This is a genomic window from Fructilactobacillus sp. X2R1C3, assembly GCF_059901425.1.
The window spans coordinates 140,905-158,759 of record NZ_JBWXUW010000002.1 but is presented as its reverse complement, the minus strand read 5'-3'; the positions used below and the strand labels follow the sequence as shown (position 1 = coordinate 158,759).

Sequence of the window (17,855 nt, the reverse complement as noted above, 5' to 3'; positions counted from 1 at the left end):
ATTCGAAGTTTGTAATTGATTTTTTCTACTGTAGTGATAAACTACTGGTATTGAGAGGTGTTAATTATGAAGACGTTTGCTGCTAACTTAACTGGTGCTTTCTGGGGATTTGTATATGGCGAAATTATTGGTTATATTGGATCTGCCTTGGTTGGCGCACCTTATAATTGGATTCAAGTTGGAGTGATCGGCGCTGTTGTTGCCCTTATTGCCTTCAACGGAATTAAACTAATTAGTCGTTAATTATAAATAAAATAACCTGCAGGTTGAACCTGTAGGTTATTTTTTTAGTCTTTTGCAACATCCTCTGAAATTTTAATAATTAGATCGACAGCCTTTTCCATCGTTTGAAGCGACACATATTCAAAACGACCATGCATGTTTTCTGGTCCAGCAAATAGGTTGGGAGTTGGAATTCCAAGAAAAGAAATCTTAGAACCATCTGTACCACCACGAACCGGATAAACATTTGGCTTAATATTAACTTCATTCATGGCATCCTTCGCAATGTTGACGGGTGTCATATCTTTCTTAATGATTTCAGCCATGTTGTAATATTCATCATGCATCTCAAGTTCAACTCGCCCATCACCATATTTATCATTAAACTTATTAACTAAGTTTTGAATAAATTGTTTGCGTTCGTTGAACTTACTTTTATCATGATCACGAATAATGTAATCCAATTTAGCATGATCAGTTACCCCATCAATCGCAAGTAGATAGTAAAACCCCTGACGATCTTTGGTATTTTCCGGTCGTTGGTCTTTTGGTAATTTATTATGAAAATCAATCGCAAGCTGAGAGGCATTTACCATCACCCCATAGGCGTCACCAGGATGAACATCAGTCCCGTTGAATTTTATTGTGGCAGCCGCCGCATTAAACGTTTCGTACTCTAAGTCTCCAAGTGGACCACCATCAACCGTGTATGCAAAATCAGCACCAAAATCAGTAACGTCAAATTGATCGGCTCCAGTACCAATCTCCTCGTCTGGTCCAAAGCCAACCACGATATCACCATGCTTAACTTCGGGATGATCAACTAAGTATTTCATTGCCGTCATAATTTCAGCCACTCCCGCCTTATCGTCAGCTCCTAAGAGAGTTGAACCATCGGTAGTAATCAAAGTTTGACCAGCATACTTTTTAAGGGTTGGAAATACACTTGGATCCAGCTGGTATTTGCCATCTTTATCAAGTTTAATAATCGATTTCCCATCATAATTTTTAACCACTTGCGGATTAACGTGTTCTGAATTAAAGTCTGCAGTGTCGATATGAGAGATAAATCCAATCTTAGGAATTTTTTGCTTAACATTACTTGGTAAATCAGCAAAAACATAACCACTTTTCTCATTGGTTCGTACGTTTGCCATCCCAATATCCTTTAATTCATAAGAAAGTTCGTTTAAAAAATCAACTTCTTTAGGATCAGACGGAATTGTGTCAGAATTCGGATTAGATCTCGTATTTACCTTCACATATTTCAAAAAGCGATCCAGTAACTGCTTGCTATCAGCCATAACTATTCCTCCTATATAAACTCAAACGGATCCGTGTTTAGTTGCGACGCAAATACATTGATATCCCAACGATTTTCATCAGACCAGCGCGTAAACATTTCAGCTAACTTATTTTTACATATACTTTCAATATGGTGCCCGGGATCAATCGCAGACAGACCACTTGAAAGCATCTCTTGAGAAGTATGATAATACAAATCGCCAGTAATATAAACTTGAACGCCTTGTTTAATCGCTTGTCGATAGAACTTGCCGCCGTCTCCACCTAAGATAGCAACCTGCTTAACACGCTGCTGATCATCATTTGTTACTATTCGTAAACCACTAATCCCAAACACTTGTTTACATAGTCGACCTAAATCAATGATTTTCATTGATTGTTTCAGGTTGCCAACGCGTCCCATGGAGTAATTAGTAGGAAAACCATTAGCATCCAAATGAGGTACTAACCCAACGGTATTTTGAAGACCGATCGCATCTGCAAGCCAGTCATTCATTCCACCATTTGCATTATCCAAGTTCGTATGCGCCGCATAAACGGTAATATTATGTTTCAAAATATTAGCGTACATTTCATTTTGAGGATCAGCTAAATCTAAATTCTTTGCAGGATGAAACATCACGGGATGATGGGCAAAAATAAAATCAACGTCTCTGTCGATCGCTTCATCAACAACTTCAGGCCTAACATCTAAAGTGGTCATGACGTTTTTAATACTGCGCTTTTTAGAACCAATTTGAAATCCGGTTGGGTCTTTTGGTTCAGCAAGTGAAAGTGGTGCGAATCGTTCAAATCTAGTGATTAAGTCATTAACGGTTGTCATCTAAAATCTCCTCTAATTCTTCATTAATCTTTTGAATGTGTTGAATTTTTTCAAGAGGTGGATTAGTAGCATTATGCAGATTATCCAACACAATCTTATTTTTTCGCATCCGATCAGTCCATTTTGCAATAAATGCCTGTTTTTGTTGTTTTAAAAGAATCGGTCCAAATCTTAGTTCCTGATTAGAATACTTAACCGGATTCGTTGACGGGGTTGCCAAGATCATTTCATAAAAATGACCAGCATCAAAAACAATGTTTTCAATATCAATCTTATACTGATTTGTAACTAACCAACTTCTTACCCGAATTTCGTCAACGTTTGGTTGCAGAATTAGGGCCGTTTGTTTAGAAAGTTTATCTTTCCCACGTTCAAGAATCTGAGTGATTAGTTCACCACCCATCCCAGCAATCACGATTGCATTCACGTGGTCACTTGGTTTAATCACATTAAGTCCATCACCCAACCGGGTCACCATTTTATCACCTAAATGTTGTTCTTCCATTTCCGATGTTGCATTATGCAGTGGTCCAGGAGCAACTTCACCGGCAATCGCAAATTTAATCAAATTCCGTTTTAACAAATGAGCGGGAACAAAAGCATGATCAGAACCGATATCAGCCATAACTGCACCATTTGGAACCAAATCAGACACTGCTTGTAAACGTGGCGATAATTTTTTTGCCGTCATCGTTTCCCTCCTAATCCAATAAAAAAGCAGCGATCCAGTTGGACCTCTGCCACAGTTTTAATCTAAGAAATCTTTTAATTGTTTACTGCGTGATGGATGTCTTAGTTTTCTTAACGCTTTAGCTTCAATCTGTCGAATTCGTTCTCTAGTAACACCAAAGACTTTTCCAACCTCTTCTAAAGTTCGAGTCCTTCCATCATCTAACCCGAATCTAAGTCGTAAAACGTTCTCTTCACGGTCAGTTAACGTATCTAAGACACTTTCAAGTTGCTCTTTTAAAAGTTCATAAGCAGCATGATCAGCAGGACTAGTAGCATCTTCATCTTCGATAAAGTCACCTAGGTGGGAGTCATCTTCTTCACCAATTGGAGTTTCAAGTGAAACTGGCTCCTGAGCAATCTTAAGGATCTCTCTAACCTTTGAAGTTGGCATATCCATCTCAGCACCAATCTCAGATGGTAACGGTTCTCTGCCAAGGTCTTGGAGTAATTGACGCTGAATTCGAATCAGTTTATTGATGGTTTCAACCATATGAACCGGGATTCGAATGGTTCGAGCCTGATCCGCAATGGCCCGAGTAATTGCTTGTCTAATCCACCAAGTAGCGTACGTTGAAAACTTAAATCCTTTACGATAATCAAACTTCTCAACGGCCTTCATTAAACCCATGTTTCCTTCTTGAATCAAATCAAGAAATTGCATGCCACGGCCAACGTAACGCTTGGCAATTGAAACAACTAATCGCAAGTTTGCTTCAGCTAATTCTTGTTTAGCTGTTTCATCACCCTGCTCGATTCTGAGAGCTAATTGTACCTCTTGATCGGCGGTAAGTAATGGAACTCGACCAATTTCCTTTAGGTACATTCTGACCGGATCATTAATCTTAACTCCCTTTGAACTGGAAGCATTTTTTAGTTCTTTTTGAGTAACTTTTTTAGCTGCTTTTAAAGCTCTGGGATCGGGTTCGCCACTTTCATCAACGATACTTATTCCTGAGTCTTCAACCTTTTCCATCAATTCGTTCATTTGTTTTTTATTCAAACTAAATGGAACCTGGAGTTCTTCCTCTAAGACTCCATAGGTGATGTGCCCAACCTTCTTGTGCTTCTTTACAACAGCGTCAAAAACCTTCTTATATCCAGTTTTATCAAATTTTTCTTTACTCGTTGTCTTCTTTGCTCTAGTCGTCTTAGTTTTAGTTGTTTTCTTTGCAGTAGTCTTTTTAGTGCCCTTACTCTTAGGAGCACTGCTCTTTTTGGGAGCTGCTTTCGCAGTCTTATTTGTAGAATTTACTTCATTTTTCTTAATGTCTTTTTCTGCCATAAAAATTGCCTCCCATTACTGTATTCTTATTGATACTTCTTTTGCAGGTCCTGGTATTCTTTACCCAATTGGGCAGCCTTATCAGTATCACCAAGTTTAACTGCATCTAACATTTCTTGGTACTTTGATTTAAGGGATACCCCACCAGTTAAAGCCTGCTTTATTATTTTAACACAATCGTCAACTTCTTTTTCACTTGGCTCATTAGATAAAGCAGCCATTTCAATATTAGCGAAAGTTGATTGCAAATCTGATTCTTTCAAAAAGTCACTAAACTCAGCGGGAACATACTCGTCATGCGACTGAAAATAATGTTGTGCAAGTAAATAAATCGTTTGATACCCATCATGAACAAAACTAAAATCAGGATCATCGGTCACTTTTAACCAAACATCATGATTATTCAACATTCGTGACAAAAGTAACCGCTCCGCACTTTCAACTTTAGTAATCTTCTTTGGATTACGATTCAAAACTTCAGGAGATGAGTCAGTCTTCAATCTACGGATTTGTTTTCTTTGCTGTTTATTGATGAAAGTCGAACGAATTTGTTTACATTGAACCGACAAAGCATTGATATCCAAGTCAAACTCATCAGCCAAATGTTTTAAATAAACACTACGTTCAACTGGTTTGTCAATTTTTGCAATCACATTAACGGCTTCATCTACATAATTTAATTTTTCCTCATCATTACTTAAATCATACTGCGTTTTAAGAAAATGCAATTCAAAAGAAGTCGTGGTTTCTCGAGCACTTTTGATAGCATCTTTAAACTTGTCATTTCCGTTTTTTCGTCGATACTCATCAGGATCAACCCCGTTAGGCATTTGAATCACGCCAACTTTAAATTTGCCTTCATTACTTAAAAGGCTAATCGCTCGTTTAGTAGCTTTCTGTCCAGGTTCATCGCCATCATAACAAACGTATATCTGATTCGTTAACTGATTGAACTGATAAATTTGTTCATTAGTCAAACTCGTTCCCATTGAAGCGACGCCGTTTTTAACCCCAGCCTGAAAAGCAGAAATAACGTCCATAAAACCCTCAAACAGAATTAAATTTTGCTCATTTCGAATATTAGGCTTGGCAAGATCAAGATTATAAATAATCCTTCGTTTATTAAAGATACTGGTTTCAGGACTATTTAAATATTTTGGAAGATCAGGATCTCGATGTAAGATTCGACCGGAAAATCCAATGGTCTTAGAATTAGCATCCCTGATAGGATACATGATCCGATTCGAAAATCGATCATTCAATTCACCACTCGAATTTTCAACAAACAATCCCGACTTTCGTAAAAGTTGAAAATCAGTTTTTTTGTTCTTAAAGAACGGCTTTAAGAGTCTTTGGTTGGGAGCAAATCCTAAGTTAAAAGTCTCAATCATGTCATCCGTTATTTTTCGTTCATGCAGATATTTTAATGCGGAAACCCCAAGTTCAGTATTAACTAATACATGATGATAGAGTTTACTTGCTTCCTCATGAAGATTAATGAGACTGTTCTTTTCTGAATTTACTGGAGATTTACTATTATCATTTTGAACTGAGTCAGGAAGAGCAATGCCCTCGTCTTCTGCCATAGCAATAACAGCTTCTGGAAAGGAAATTCCTTGCAAATCCATGAGGAATTTAAAGACATTTCCACCACGTCCACAGCTAAAACAATGAAAAATCTGTTTACTTTCTGATACAGAAAAGGATGGTGTTCTTTCCTCATGGAACGGACACAAACCGAATAAATTATTTCCTGACTTCTTTAGATTGACATACTTACTAACAACGTCAGTAATGTTGGTCTTACTTAAGACATCATCAATTACCGTTTCAGGAATTTTTGCCATGAGATCACCATCCTTTCTCGGAAATCTATTCTAATATTAATTTTTTTATTTAACAATTATTTTGTCGACATCAGCAAAGTGATCAATCATTCTTGCTAAATTAGTCAATTCTGCCAGACGATTATTGCGAACTTTCGTGTCGTCTGCCATTACCATGGTTTTATCAAAATATTCATCAATGAGTGGCTTTAAAGAAGTTAATTCATTAAAGGCTTGGTCAGCATTTAATTCATCAAAGTTTGGGCTGATTAGTTTGATTTTATCATTAAGGATTTTTTCTGAATCATTTTCAAATAACTTTTCATCAACTTTAACACTACCAGCTGGAAAATGACCTTTTTGAGCAATCCGAACCACTCGCGTCAGTGCTTCAATTGATTCTTTAAAATTAGGATCATCTTTATGATCATTTAATGTCATTGCGACTTCAACGTTAAAGTAAATATCACTATCAGTTGATCCCACCGCCGCATCAATTAGATCATAGCGAATATCTTCCGACTTGAGTTGTCGTTTAATTCTTTCTTTAATGAACACAACCACGTCAGAAACAATCTTAGTCTGATCTACTTTTGGTAAGACCGTTTTAACTTTCTCTTCAGCAATCACTTGATTCATTAATGGCATAAGTGGTACTCGCCATTTTTCACTAACAACAATTCTAACAATTCCAGCTGCCTGCCTTCTTAATGCATACGGATCATTTGAACCATTGGGAATCATATCTGCAGCAAAGAAGGTCATCACACTGTCAAGTTTATCTGAAACTGATAAAACAGCACCTACTTTAGTCTTTGGAAGTTCTCCGTCGGATGAAATGGGAAGATAATGTTCACGAATTGCAGTAGCAACTTCCGGATCTTCACCCGCAAGCAGTGCGTACTTTTCACCCATTACTCCTTGTAATTCAGCAAACTCTCCAACCATCCCGGTAACTAAATCAAATTTATAAATTTCTGAGGCACGTTGTAAGTGTTTTAATTGAGTTTCATCTAATCCAACATCTTTACCAATTATTTGGGAAATAACTTGAACGCGCTGCATCTTATCGTATTCAGAAGAAATCTTATCGTGAAAGCTAACGGTTTTGAGCTTATTAACATAATCGTCAATTGATTGCTGTTGATCCTCATTATAGAAGAAATCAGCATCATCAAGTCGGGCAGTCAAAACTTTCTCGTTTCCAGCAATCACATTATCAAGATGATTCTCATCCCCATTTCTAACGGAGACAAAATAAGGTAAAAGATTACCATCCTGATCTTCAACGTAGAAGAATCGTTGGTGGTTTCTCATTGAAGTAATCAATACTTCACGTGGGATCTTTAAGAAACGGTCATCAAACTTCCCAGCAAAACTAGTTGGCCATTCCACTAAATTATTAACCTCTTCAAGAAGATCATTATCAATATTAACCTTCCAATTGTTCTTTTTAGCAATTGCTTCAATCTGTTTACGAATTAAATCTTTTCGCTTGTTAGCATCGGCAATCACGTGTTGGCCCGTTAAAGCCTCTTCATAATCATCAGCATTTTTTAACTCGACGTCTTTTCCAAGAAAACGATGTCCCCAGGTGGTCCGTCCAGAATGAACGTCAACAATCTGCATTGGGATCACTTCGTCGTCAAGCAAAGCTACAATCCATTTAATGGGACGAATAAATTCAAACTTGTTGGTTCCCCACTTCATTAACGTTGGAAAAGTCATTGATTTTACAACATCATCAAGACCACTTAATACTTCTTGAACTGGTTTTCCCGCTACATGTTTTTCAACAAAAGCGTACTTAGTTCCCTTAACATCCTTAAAGACAATGTCGTCAGGTGTTAATCCTTGTCCTTTAGTAAAACCAATCGCAGCCTTACTCCAGTTGCCATCTTTGTCCTTTGCAATTTTTTCGGCTGGACCTCTAACCTCTTTATCAACATCTGGTTGTTTATTAGCTAAGCCTGCAATTTGAATTGCCAGTCTTCTAGGAGTAGAGAACTTTTTAATTTGGTCATAAGAAATTCGCTGATCTTTTAAATACTGAGCCGCTTTTTCTGCCAATTGATTAACACTTGGCGTCACAACGTGAGCGGGCATTTCTTCTAATCCAATCTCCAACAAAAATGTCTTAGCCATCTACTTATCCCCCTTGCCATCATGATGCTTTTTGTTTTTCTTCTTACTATTTTTTGAATCATCTTTTAAAAGTTCTTGTCGTCTTTGCTCATCCTTAATAAGTGGAAAACCACGCTTTTTACGTTCAGCAACAAATGCTTTGGCGATCGCGTGTGCCATTTTTCGAATTCGTGAAAGGTAACCGGCACGTTCAGTGACAGATACGGCTCCTCTTGCATCTAGTAGGTTAAAAGTATGACTACACTTCAAAATATAATCATAGGCTGGATGAACTAGGCCAAGTGATATTAATCGTTTAGCCTCTTTTTCGTAAGCATCAAACATTTCGTGCAACATTTTCTGGTCTGATTCTTCAAAACTATACTTAGAATGCTCATATTCCGGCTCTTTAAAGATATCACCATATTTAACTCCGTTACCCCATTCAAGATCAAAAACATTGTTAACGTCTTGAATGTATGAAGAAAGTCGTTCCAATCCATAGGTGATTTCAACTGCAACTGGATCCATAGTTAGTCCACCGACAACCTGAAAATAAGTAAACTGGGTTACTTCCATACCATCGAGCCATACTTCCCATCCAACACCAGCACATCCCATTGACGGATTTTCCCAGTTATCTTCAACAAACCGAATATCATGTTCAAGTGGATTAATTCCTAGTTGTTCAAGCGAATTAATGTACAATTCTTGGATGTTGTCTGGAGATGGCTTCATCAATACCTGAAACTGATGATGCTGATAAAGCCGATTAGGATTTTCTCCATACCTACCATCAGCTGGACGTCTTGATGGTTCAACGTAACAAACATTCCATGGCTCTGGTCCAATCGCACGCAAAAAAGTGTACGGGCTCATTGTTCCCGCACCTTTCTCGGTATCATATGATTGCATCCGCATGCAACCAAGCGAGCTCCAGTATGATTCTAGAGTACTGATAATATCTTGGACTGATAGTTTTTCTGTCATTAACTTCTCCTCCTAATCAACAAGCAAATAAAAAAACCTATGCAAAAGTACAATGACTTTCACATAGGGACGATTTATTCGCGGTTCCACCCTACTTCTGAACTTAATCAGCAACTCGAGATTAAATGGCTCCGAAAGTGCCAATTTACACCCACATTAACCATTTCCCACTAACATGGTTTCACTGAAATGTGATAAGCATAAAACTTCCTTCATCAACACCAATTATTTAACTACTTTAATTATAAAATTATCACACAAAACAGTCAACGCTTAACCATCAATTAAGATTGATTTTCCAATTGTTCATCTGATCTAAAAATTTTTTACTCTTTAAATTCAGTCCAACAGAACTATCGTAGATTTTATCAATCACACTACGAATCTTCTTTTTAGTTTTGCTATTAACCTGAATATTACCGATTTTTTTCAGGTCAATCGCAGAAAATAAGCGAAGATAGTAAATTGTTTTTTGATCGAGATGCATTCGATGAGGATCAAGATGAAAATGATCCTCACAAATAATTCCCCCGTACTCTTCTGAATAATCAAACTTTTTATTTGTTTGATGACAAATAACACAAGATTTAAATTCAGGTGCTACCCCAAAAGCAGGGAGAAGTTGAATCTCAATGATATTGGTAATTACTTCAGCATCATAACCACTGTTAATCATATTTAAAGCATAGTATAAACGATTAAACCAATCGTTTATCTTAACTCCTTCAGGAAAAGCCGCATCCACTAACGTCATAATGTAAGTAGCATATGCATCTAAATAAATATCATTTGCGATCTGTTCAAAATGCTTAACCTCATTACCGCTACTAATGTACGACAATCCCTCTGATTTGAGTGTGCCCTCGTAAGTACCAAAACTAAATGGTAAAATATCACCCGCCATTTTAAAGTTCGCTTTATTGGCTCCTCTAATAAAAAACATTTTGAGTCCAGCTTCTGCCGTCAAAAACTTCACCAACATATCGTGCTCGCGATAGTTCTTACGATACAATAAAATTCCATGAAAAGTTTGACTCCTTGGATTTACTGCCAAAATATCACCTAGTAACTATCTTTTCGGTATCCTAATTGTCTTAAAGCTGATTCTTTTTCACGCCAACTTGGTTGAATTTTTACCCACAATTCAAGATAAACTTTGCTTCCAAGTAAAGTTTCAATTTCTTTTCTGGCCAATGTCCCAATCTTTTTCAGCATTCCACCATTTTTTCCAATCAAGATCCCGCGTTGGCCCTTTCGTTCAACAATAATATTAGCGTCAATATGAACGTTTCCATTATCTTGGGCTTTCATTTTTTCAACTTCAACTGCAACAGAATGTGGGATTTCTTGCCTCGTTAGTTCTAAAACTTTTTCACGAATTAATTCGGAAACAATAAAACGCTCGGGATGATCGGTAATTTCATCGTCAGGATAATACTGCGGTCCTTCTGGCAACTTAGAAACCAAAGTAGTCAGTAATTCCTCAACATTGTTCCCTTGAAGAGCAGAAATAGGAAACACATCAGCCCATTTATAGGCGCGCTTGTACGTGTCCATGATTGGTAGTAAATTGTTCGGATTGACTTCATCAATCTTATTGATAACTAAGTAAACCGGACTACCCACTTTTTTTAATTGATCGATGATGTAATTATCACCAGCACCACGAATTTCAGTAGCACTCACCATAAAAAGGACTGCATCGACCTCCTTTAAAGAAGAGAGAGCCGCGTCGTCCATATAATCATCCAACTTATTTTTAGGTTTATGAATTCCAGGTGTATCAATGAAAACAATTTGTGCATTATCAGTGGTATAAATTCCTTGAATCTTGTTACGAGTGGTTTGTGCCTTGTCAGACATAATCGCCACCTTTTGCCCAATCACTCGGTTTAAAAAGGTTGACTTTCCAACATTTGGGCGCCCTACAATTGCTACAAATCCTGACTTATACTGTGACTTCTCTGCCATATTTTCTCCCTTAGTTAATTAATTCAATAATTTTTGGAACGAAAACAATTAACCCTACAATGATCGCAAAAATTGCCGTTAAAACAACCCCACCAGCTGCAACGTCTTTAATCACCTTAACTCGTTCGTCGTAATGATGGTCCGCCATAAAATCCATGATCCTCTCAACAACGGTGTTAAGAATCTCACCAACCAGAACTAAAATAATTGCGGTAAACAACCACATAAATTGTTCCAAACTAATTTTCAAAAGAAACCCAATTATTAGGGTAATAATGGCACTAGTTATATCAAACTTAAAGTTTCGTTCATGAATAAAAACCCATTTAATGCCATCAAATGCATGTCCAAAAGCCTGAAATATATTTTTATTTTTCCCAATCTGTTTATTATTTTGTGAGTCCATAAGAGTCCATAATCTTTCTTTGAAGTGGGAACATGATTGCCTCATCCTCAGGTTTCATATGATCATAACCATTTAGATGCAAAAATCCATGCACAACCAAAAAACCGAGTTCCCGATCATTAGAATGATTTAAAAAATCAGCCTGTTCAGCAACTTTATCAACACACACAAAAATATCCCCGATATTTTCAGGAATATCTTTTTTCATTTCGTCATTCATGATCACAGGAAAATCATCATCACTCTGGTCTTCAATTGCAAAACTAATCACATCAGTTGCTCGATCTACCCCACGGTAGTCTCGGTTGATTTCTTTAATCCGGTCATTATTGACCAAAGTAACTGACATCTCGGCATTGTCCTTCAAATCAATATACTTAGCGGCATAATCGAGAATGTTTCTAATCAAATCAATTTTTTGGGGATCAACCCCATCTTTAGTTTGATCATATATTTCCAGATCCATATCTATTCTCCGTTATCATTTTTTTCGTAGGCATTAATAATTTTAGCCACAACCGGATGTCTAACTACATCATCAGCACTAAAGTTTACAAAATTAATATCATCGATATTTTTCAAGATTTTAGGAGCGGTTACTAATCCACTCCGGATTCTTCCGTTTAAATCAATTTGAGAAATATCACCATTAACAATCATCTTAGAACCAAATCCCAATCGGGTCAGAAACATCTTCATTTGAGCATTAGTCGTGTTTTGAGCTTCATCTAGAATAACAAAAGAGTTATCAAGAGTTCTACCGCGCATATAAGCTAATGGTGCAATTTCAATGACACCACGATCCATTAATCTTTCAGTATGATCGGATCCGAGCGTCGAATTCAAAGCATCGTATAGCGGTCTTAGATAAGGATCAACCTTTTCTTTTAAGTCCCCGGGTAAGAATCCTAAACTCTCACCCGCTTCAACAGCTGGTCTGGTTAAGACGATCTTATCAACGTCACCCTTTTTTAAAGCGGCAACTGCCATTACAACTGCTAGATAAGTCTTTCCAGTCCCAGCAGGTCCGATCCCAAATGTGACATCATTATGCTTGATAGACTGAACGTACTGGCGTTGCCCAAAATTCTTAACTCGAACTGGCTTTCCCTTATTATCCTTTAAAAGGACTTGATTATATAATTCCGGTAGAAAGCCTAAAGTTCCTTTTTCGGCCATTTTCATTGCTGAAACAAAATCACTGGCATTCAAAGTAATCCCAGAATGAACGAGTTCAAGCATCCCATTTAAAATATCAATGGTATTTTGAACTGCTTTCTGGTTGTCACCCTCAACCGTAATTTTTCCACCCGAATGGCGAATAGACGTCTCCATTCCTTGTTCTAGAATATCTAAAAAGGCATCTTGAGCTCCAAATAATGCCGATTCATCATTTGGATTCTTTAACGTTAATTCTTTTTTAAATTCAAAATTATCTGTCAATCAAACAAGTTCCTTTCATATCAACTCAACTTTTACTTAAAATACTAGCATATAATTTGCCACTTACAAAGTAAAAGAACAAAAAGAACCCATTGACCATTCAATGAGTTCCCTTCTTAACTAAGCGCTTTATTAACAAGTTTATTAACAGTGTTGCCATCGGCCTGTCCTTTAACTTTACCCATGACAGCACCCATTACCTTGCCAAAATCGCTCTTGTTTGACGCACCAAGTTGCTTAACCGTTTCGTTAACAATTTTTTCAAGATCAGTTTCTGACATTTGCTTTGGTGCATAATTTTCAAGAATCTTTAGCTCATCTTCTTGCTCCTTCACCAAATCATCTCTGCCACCGTCTTTAAACTCAGCAATTGAATCTTTGTGTTGTTTAACTTCTCGATTAACAACAGCTGCTTCTTCACTATCAGAAAGATCATGACCTAATTTAATCTTTTCGTTCATTAAGTTCGACTTAAGCATTCTGACAATTGTCAGCTTAGTCTTATCATGATTCTTCATTGCATCTTTTAAATCATTATTTAATTCATTTGATAAAGTCATATTGGACCTCTTTTCGTCAATATAAAAAACGCTCCTGATCAGGGGCGTTTAATATTAGAAGCTGCGACGCTTCTTTTTCTTATTGTTACGTTTACGAGCTGCTTCTGATTTTAACTTACGTTTTACGCTAGGTTTTTCGTAAAATTCACGTTTACGGAATTCCTGAAGGGTACCGCTTTTTGAAACCGTGCGCTTAAAGCGTCGAAGAGCATCATCAAGAGATTCGTTTTTACGAACGACAGTTTTTGACATGATAAAATCCCTCCCTCCGAGCTTAAATGATACCGTCTGTAATCCTTAACGGTCAATACTAATTATACATTATGGCACGGAGCCCGTCAACGAGTCTGAACAAGAAATATGATAAAATGTTAACAAAGTAGGAGGTAATATTATGGCAACTAATTTTAATGCATTTATCATTTCTGATTCAAGTGGTGCCACGGCGACTTCAATCGCCCGAACCGCCGCTTCTCAATTTCCAGAAGCAAACGCTAATTTTAAACGATACCCATTTACTCAAACGCAATCAATGCTCGATGGAATACTCAAACTTGCTAAAAAACAGGACGCCATCATTTTCCACACTTTAGTTGATCCCAATCTGAGTAAAATGGTATCTCAATTTGCAATAGAAAATAATCTGTATAGTTTTGACTGCATCCAAAAACCCATCCAAATCATTTCTAAAAAGCTCCATGAATCGGCTGCAGAAGTACCTGGCCTAGTCCATAACTTAAACGAAGACTATTTCAAACGGATCTCAGCAATTGAATTTGCCGTAGCTAATGACGACGGAAAAAGGCCTAGCGACCTCAAAAAGGCTGATATCGTTCTTTTAGGAATCTCAAGAACATCTAAAACACCATTATCGCTATACCTGGCCAACCAGAACTTCTTGGTAGCAAACGTCCCAATCGGGCCTACCATCCAATTACCAGAAGAGGTTTATCAGATCGACCACAATAAAATATTTGGTTTAACCAATTCAGTTACCAATCTAAAAAAGATTCGGCAAGAACGGATGATTGCCTATGGATTAGACCCAAACACCCCATACTCAGATTCAAATCAAATAAAAAAAGAGCTTGACTATGCCAAGCAACTTTATCGTAAACTAAATTGTCTTCAAATTAACGTCTACAACAAATCCATTGAAGAAACCGCTACCATTATAACCCAAAGCCTCAATACTAACGAACAAGATCATTAATCTTTTTAGCTTGATAATCCCCTTCAATGTCTTCAATCATACCAGGATTAAACTTTTGTTCTTTTAACATTTTAATTTCATATTGATGAGGATTAATTTTAACATCACCAACCTTAATAACCGGTGTCTCTAAAATCTTAGGGACTTGATTAAACTTGGGATACCGAGCTACGTAATTTAGAGCATCAAATCCAATGGTCCCAAAACCAATGTTAGTATGACGGTCCTTATGTGAGCCCATCGGATTTTTAGAGTCATTTAAATGAATCACTTTGATTCGATTAATACCAATAACTTTATCGAACTCTTCCATAACCCCATCAAAATCATTTTTAATGTCATAGCCAGCGTCACTAGTATGACAGGTGTCAAAAGTAACCGATAACTTATCATTCAAATTAACACCGTCAATAATCTCAGCAAGTTGTTCAAAAGTGGAGCCGATTTCAGTCCCTTTTCCTGCCATGGTTTCAAGTGCAATTTGAATCTTTTGTTCTGGAGTGATTACTTCATTTAACCCTTTAATGATCTGCTTAATTCCTGCTTCAACTCCAGCACCAACATGTGCACCTGGATGCAAAACAATTTGATCAGCTCCCATTGCTTCAGAACGATCAATCTCTTGTTTAAGAAAATCAACCGCAAAGTGAAAGCTTTGTGGCTTTTTTGTATTACCTAAGTTAATGATGTAAGGTGCATGAACTACCACCTCGCGTAAATCATGATCAGTCATGTAATCGTGTGCTTGATCAATTTTAAGATTTGCAATCGGGGTCCTTTTTGAGCTCTGAGGAGCACCAGTGTATAACATAAAGACATTCTCACCATCGCGTTCGGCTTCCTTTGCCGATCCTAACATCATATCCGGTTTTTTCATTGCAACATGTGAACCAATCAAAAATTCATCATTACTCATGTTTATCCCCCATTACTTTAACAACTTGATTAGAAGCACTTCCATGCTCCCAACTACAAAACTTATCATAAAACTTCATCATTTTCTGATTATACCCAGCAAACTTACCATTTTCATTAAAATTAGACAACTCTTTATAAAAAGAACTTTGATCTTGAACAATTGGACCAGGAGCATCGCTTAAGAAATCAAAATAAAATCCACGCAGTTCATCCTTATAATGCTTTAAGTCGTAAGTATAAAACAACATTGGCCGTTTTAGATTAGCATAATCAAACATTACTGAAGAATAGTCAGTAATGAGTAAATCTGAAATTAAGTATAACTCATTAATATCACGGTCAGCTTCAATGTAAACTCGCTTTTCATACCCTGAAATATCAATTTGGTCTCTGACTAAGTAATGCGGACGAATAATTAAAATAGTGTCACTAGATACATGCTTAAAAAAATCTTTTAAAGAAAACGGTAATTTAAAGTTATAACTGCCCTTCTTTTGATAATCATCATCACGCCAAGTTGGTGCATACAAAATAACTTTAGAAGTCGAATCACCAATAATTTTTTCTTTTAATTTTTTAATCTCCACTGAAGTATTCTCGTGATACAAGACATCGTTTCTAGGATAACCAATTCTTAACGGAATATTCCTAAAATCAAAAGCATGATCAAAGATTCGTTCCGAATACTGATTAGGCATAATTAAATAGTCCCACCGCTTGGCTGCCTTAATAAAATCATCATGGTATCGATTAGTGGAAATACCTGGAATCGCGACATGTTCGATATCAATTCCTAATTTTTTTAGCGGAGTTCCGTGCCATGTTTGGATATAGGTGGTTCGCTTATTCTTTTTCCACCACTTCGGAAACCGGGAGTTAAAAACCCAAAAGTCTGATCTAGCAATGTGCCAAACCCAACGTGGAAAAAAGCGCCGTAAAATTTTTATGTTGGGATACTTTTCGTGTAATTGTTTGTACTTAGAAGCTTTGACACCAAAATATGCCTTTTTAGCGTCATGAGGATGTTGCTTCACCCACGCAAAGTAAATGGCGGCCGGATTATCATTTATGTCTTTACCATTAAAGCTTTCAAACATTACTTCATTTTTTTTAGTTGGTAAACAAATAAACCCATCGTTTAAAACGATGAGCCCAGTGCGAATAGTCAACTTAATCCCATTAATTAACTTGTTTTTAATCTGTTTTCCGTTCATGTAATTTTTACCTATACTAAATCAACAAAATGCGATCTAAATTTAAAGTGAAGATGAGAACCAATTAAAAAGAAAAATAACGTCATCAACCAAAAAATCACGGTTAACAGTGGCTTCTCCCAAAACCAGCTATTCGATAACATTGAATCCCTGAATCCTTGAACAATGTAAAAGAATGGATTCAATTCCAAAATTCTGATTAAAAATGGTGGGAATGACGCAGACGATTCAAAGTTAAATAGAACTCCTGAAATGTAGAATAGCATTCTCATAAACGATTGCAACATAACATGATAATCTCGCACCAAGACCGTAATGGTCGAATTAAAAATGCCAAAGGCAATTAACCAGGCAATCATGGCAATAAAGTAATAAATCCACTGGAACCAGAACAAACTCGGTCGAACTCCATAAAGATAACCAATTACAATTGAAAACGCCAACATTGTCCAAAAAGAACTCAAGTTACTGACTAACTTAATCGAAGGTAAAATGCTAATTGGAAACTTCATCTTTGAAACTAATCCCGCTCGTTGATAAATACTCTTAGAGGCGTCAAGTGTAACTCGGTTCATAAAAAACCAGGGAGTAATCCCAATGACCATCCATGGGAGATAACTGCCGTTGTGTCCGGTACTACCCTTTAACCCCACACCAAAGACTAACCAGTAAATTGCAATTTGAATCAGCGGATAAAGATACTCCCAGACTAAGCCCAAATAATGACTTTGATACGTAGCCTTATCTTCATACTTTGAAATTCGAAAAATAATACCCAAATTTTCAAATTGTTCCTTAAGTAAGGCCCAAACTTCCTTCAAGCTCA

General features: G+C 36.9%; 19 protein-coding genes. 2 read left to right on the top strand and 17 right to left on the bottom strand.

From position 1 onward, the window contains the following. Window positions 1-66: 66 nt before the first annotated feature. Window positions 67-243 (top strand): YjzD family protein, encoded by a 177-nt coding sequence (locus AC6UDD_RS02910; RefSeq protein WP_500693794.1) that lies wholly within the window; start codon window positions 67-69, stop codon window positions 241-243. A gap of 44 nt (window positions 244-287) precedes the next feature. On the opposite strand, the gene pepT is transcribed toward AC6UDD_RS02910, so the two are convergent. The 14 genes from pepT to rpsU form a co-directional block, all read right to left on the bottom strand. After that, window positions 288-1,526, bottom strand: coding sequence for a peptidase T (gene pepT, locus AC6UDD_RS02905; RefSeq protein ID WP_500718548.1), 1,239 nt, complete (start codon window positions 1,524-1,526; stop codon window positions 288-290). Between the two features lie 11 nt (window positions 1,527-1,537). After that, on the bottom strand, window positions 1,538-2,350 hold the full coding sequence (locus AC6UDD_RS02900) for a Nif3-like dinuclear metal center hexameric protein (RefSeq protein ID WP_500718544.1): 813 nt from the start codon (window positions 2,348-2,350) through the stop codon (window positions 1,538-1,540). Next, window positions 2,337-3,041 (bottom strand): tRNA (adenine(22)-N(1))-methyltransferase, encoded by a 705-nt coding sequence (locus AC6UDD_RS02895; protein ID WP_500718540.1) that lies wholly within the window; start codon window positions 3,039-3,041, stop codon window positions 2,337-2,339. Before AC6UDD_RS02895 ends, AC6UDD_RS02900 begins: the two co-directional genes overlap by 14 nt. A gap of 57 nt (window positions 3,042-3,098) precedes the next feature. Continuing rightward, complete coding sequence (gene rpoD, locus AC6UDD_RS02890; protein WP_500718538.1) at window positions 3,099-4,364, bottom strand: RNA polymerase sigma factor RpoD; 1,266 nt, start codon at window positions 4,362-4,364, stop codon at window positions 3,099-3,101. Between the two features lie 26 nt (window positions 4,365-4,390). Next, a complete protein-coding gene (gene dnaG, locus AC6UDD_RS02885) occupies window positions 4,391-6,211 on the bottom strand; it encodes a DNA primase (protein WP_500718535.1) in 1,821 nt (606 codons plus the stop codon). 45 nt (window positions 6,212-6,256) lie between these two features. Then, window positions 6,257-8,335, bottom strand: a complete 2,079-nt coding sequence (gene glyS, locus AC6UDD_RS02880; protein ID WP_500718533.1) for a glycine--tRNA ligase subunit beta — start codon at window positions 8,333-8,335, stop codon at window positions 6,257-6,259. After that, window positions 8,336-9,304, bottom strand: a complete 969-nt coding sequence (gene glyQ / locus AC6UDD_RS02875) for a glycine--tRNA ligase subunit alpha (RefSeq protein ID WP_500701106.1) — start codon at window positions 9,302-9,304, stop codon at window positions 8,336-8,338. It lies immediately after the preceding gene. A gap of 280 nt (window positions 9,305-9,584) precedes the next feature. Further along, complete coding sequence (recO, locus tag AC6UDD_RS02870; protein ID WP_500718531.1) at window positions 9,585-10,358, bottom strand: DNA repair protein RecO; 774 nt, start codon at window positions 10,356-10,358, stop codon at window positions 9,585-9,587. 8 nt (window positions 10,359-10,366) lie between these two features. Further along, complete coding sequence (era, locus tag AC6UDD_RS02865) at window positions 10,367-11,275, bottom strand: GTPase Era (protein ID WP_500718528.1); 909 nt, start codon at window positions 11,273-11,275, stop codon at window positions 10,367-10,369. Window positions 11,276-11,285: 10 nt separating this feature from the next. Continuing rightward, the gene (locus AC6UDD_RS02860; protein WP_500718526.1) at window positions 11,286-11,681 is read right to left on the bottom strand and encodes a diacylglycerol kinase family protein; all 396 of its coding nucleotides are present in this window, start codon (window positions 11,679-11,681) and stop codon (window positions 11,286-11,288) included. Next, window positions 11,665-12,147: an rRNA maturation RNase YbeY gene (ybeY, locus tag AC6UDD_RS02855; protein ID WP_500718524.1), complete on the bottom strand. Its 483-nt coding sequence runs from the start codon at window positions 12,145-12,147 to the stop codon at window positions 11,665-11,667. Before ybeY ends, AC6UDD_RS02860 begins: the two co-directional genes overlap by 17 nt. A gap of 2 nt (window positions 12,148-12,149) precedes the next feature. Next, window positions 12,150-13,124: a PhoH family protein gene (locus AC6UDD_RS02850; RefSeq protein WP_500718521.1), complete on the bottom strand. Its 975-nt coding sequence runs from the start codon at window positions 13,122-13,124 to the stop codon at window positions 12,150-12,152. Between the two features lie 116 nt (window positions 13,125-13,240). Next, window positions 13,241-13,684: a GatB/YqeY domain-containing protein gene (locus AC6UDD_RS02845; RefSeq protein ID WP_500718519.1), complete on the bottom strand. Its 444-nt coding sequence runs from the start codon at window positions 13,682-13,684 to the stop codon at window positions 13,241-13,243. A gap of 54 nt (window positions 13,685-13,738) precedes the next feature. After that, entirely contained in the window at window positions 13,739-13,936 is a 198-nt protein-coding gene (gene rpsU / locus AC6UDD_RS02840) for a 30S ribosomal protein S21 (RefSeq protein ID WP_039142968.1), read from the bottom strand. Between the two features lie 142 nt (window positions 13,937-14,078). Here rpsU and AC6UDD_RS02835 point away from each other — a divergent pair, with 142 nt between their 5' ends. After that, a complete protein-coding gene (locus AC6UDD_RS02835) occupies window positions 14,079-14,897 on the top strand; it encodes a pyruvate, water dikinase regulatory protein (protein WP_500718515.1) in 819 nt (272 codons plus the stop codon). On the opposite strand, the gene AC6UDD_RS02830 is transcribed toward AC6UDD_RS02835, so the two are convergent. The 3 genes from AC6UDD_RS02830 to AC6UDD_RS02820 are packed head-to-tail and all read right to left on the bottom strand — an operon-like array spanning window position 14,878 to window position 17,850. Then, complete coding sequence (locus tag AC6UDD_RS02830) at window positions 14,878-15,813, bottom strand: deoxyribonuclease IV (RefSeq protein WP_500718513.1); 936 nt, start codon at window positions 15,811-15,813, stop codon at window positions 14,878-14,880. The two genes, AC6UDD_RS02835 and AC6UDD_RS02830, sit on opposite strands and share 20 nt — an antisense overlap. Further along, a complete protein-coding gene (locus tag AC6UDD_RS02825; RefSeq protein WP_500718511.1) occupies window positions 15,806-17,029 on the bottom strand; it encodes a CDP-glycerol glycerophosphotransferase family protein in 1,224 nt (407 codons plus the stop codon). Before AC6UDD_RS02825 ends, AC6UDD_RS02830 begins: the two co-directional genes overlap by 8 nt. Before the next feature lie 11 nt (window positions 17,030-17,040). After that, a complete protein-coding gene (locus AC6UDD_RS02820; protein ID WP_500718508.1) occupies window positions 17,041-17,850 on the bottom strand; it encodes an ABC transporter permease in 810 nt (269 codons plus the stop codon). Window positions 17,851-17,855: the final 5 nt, after the last annotated feature.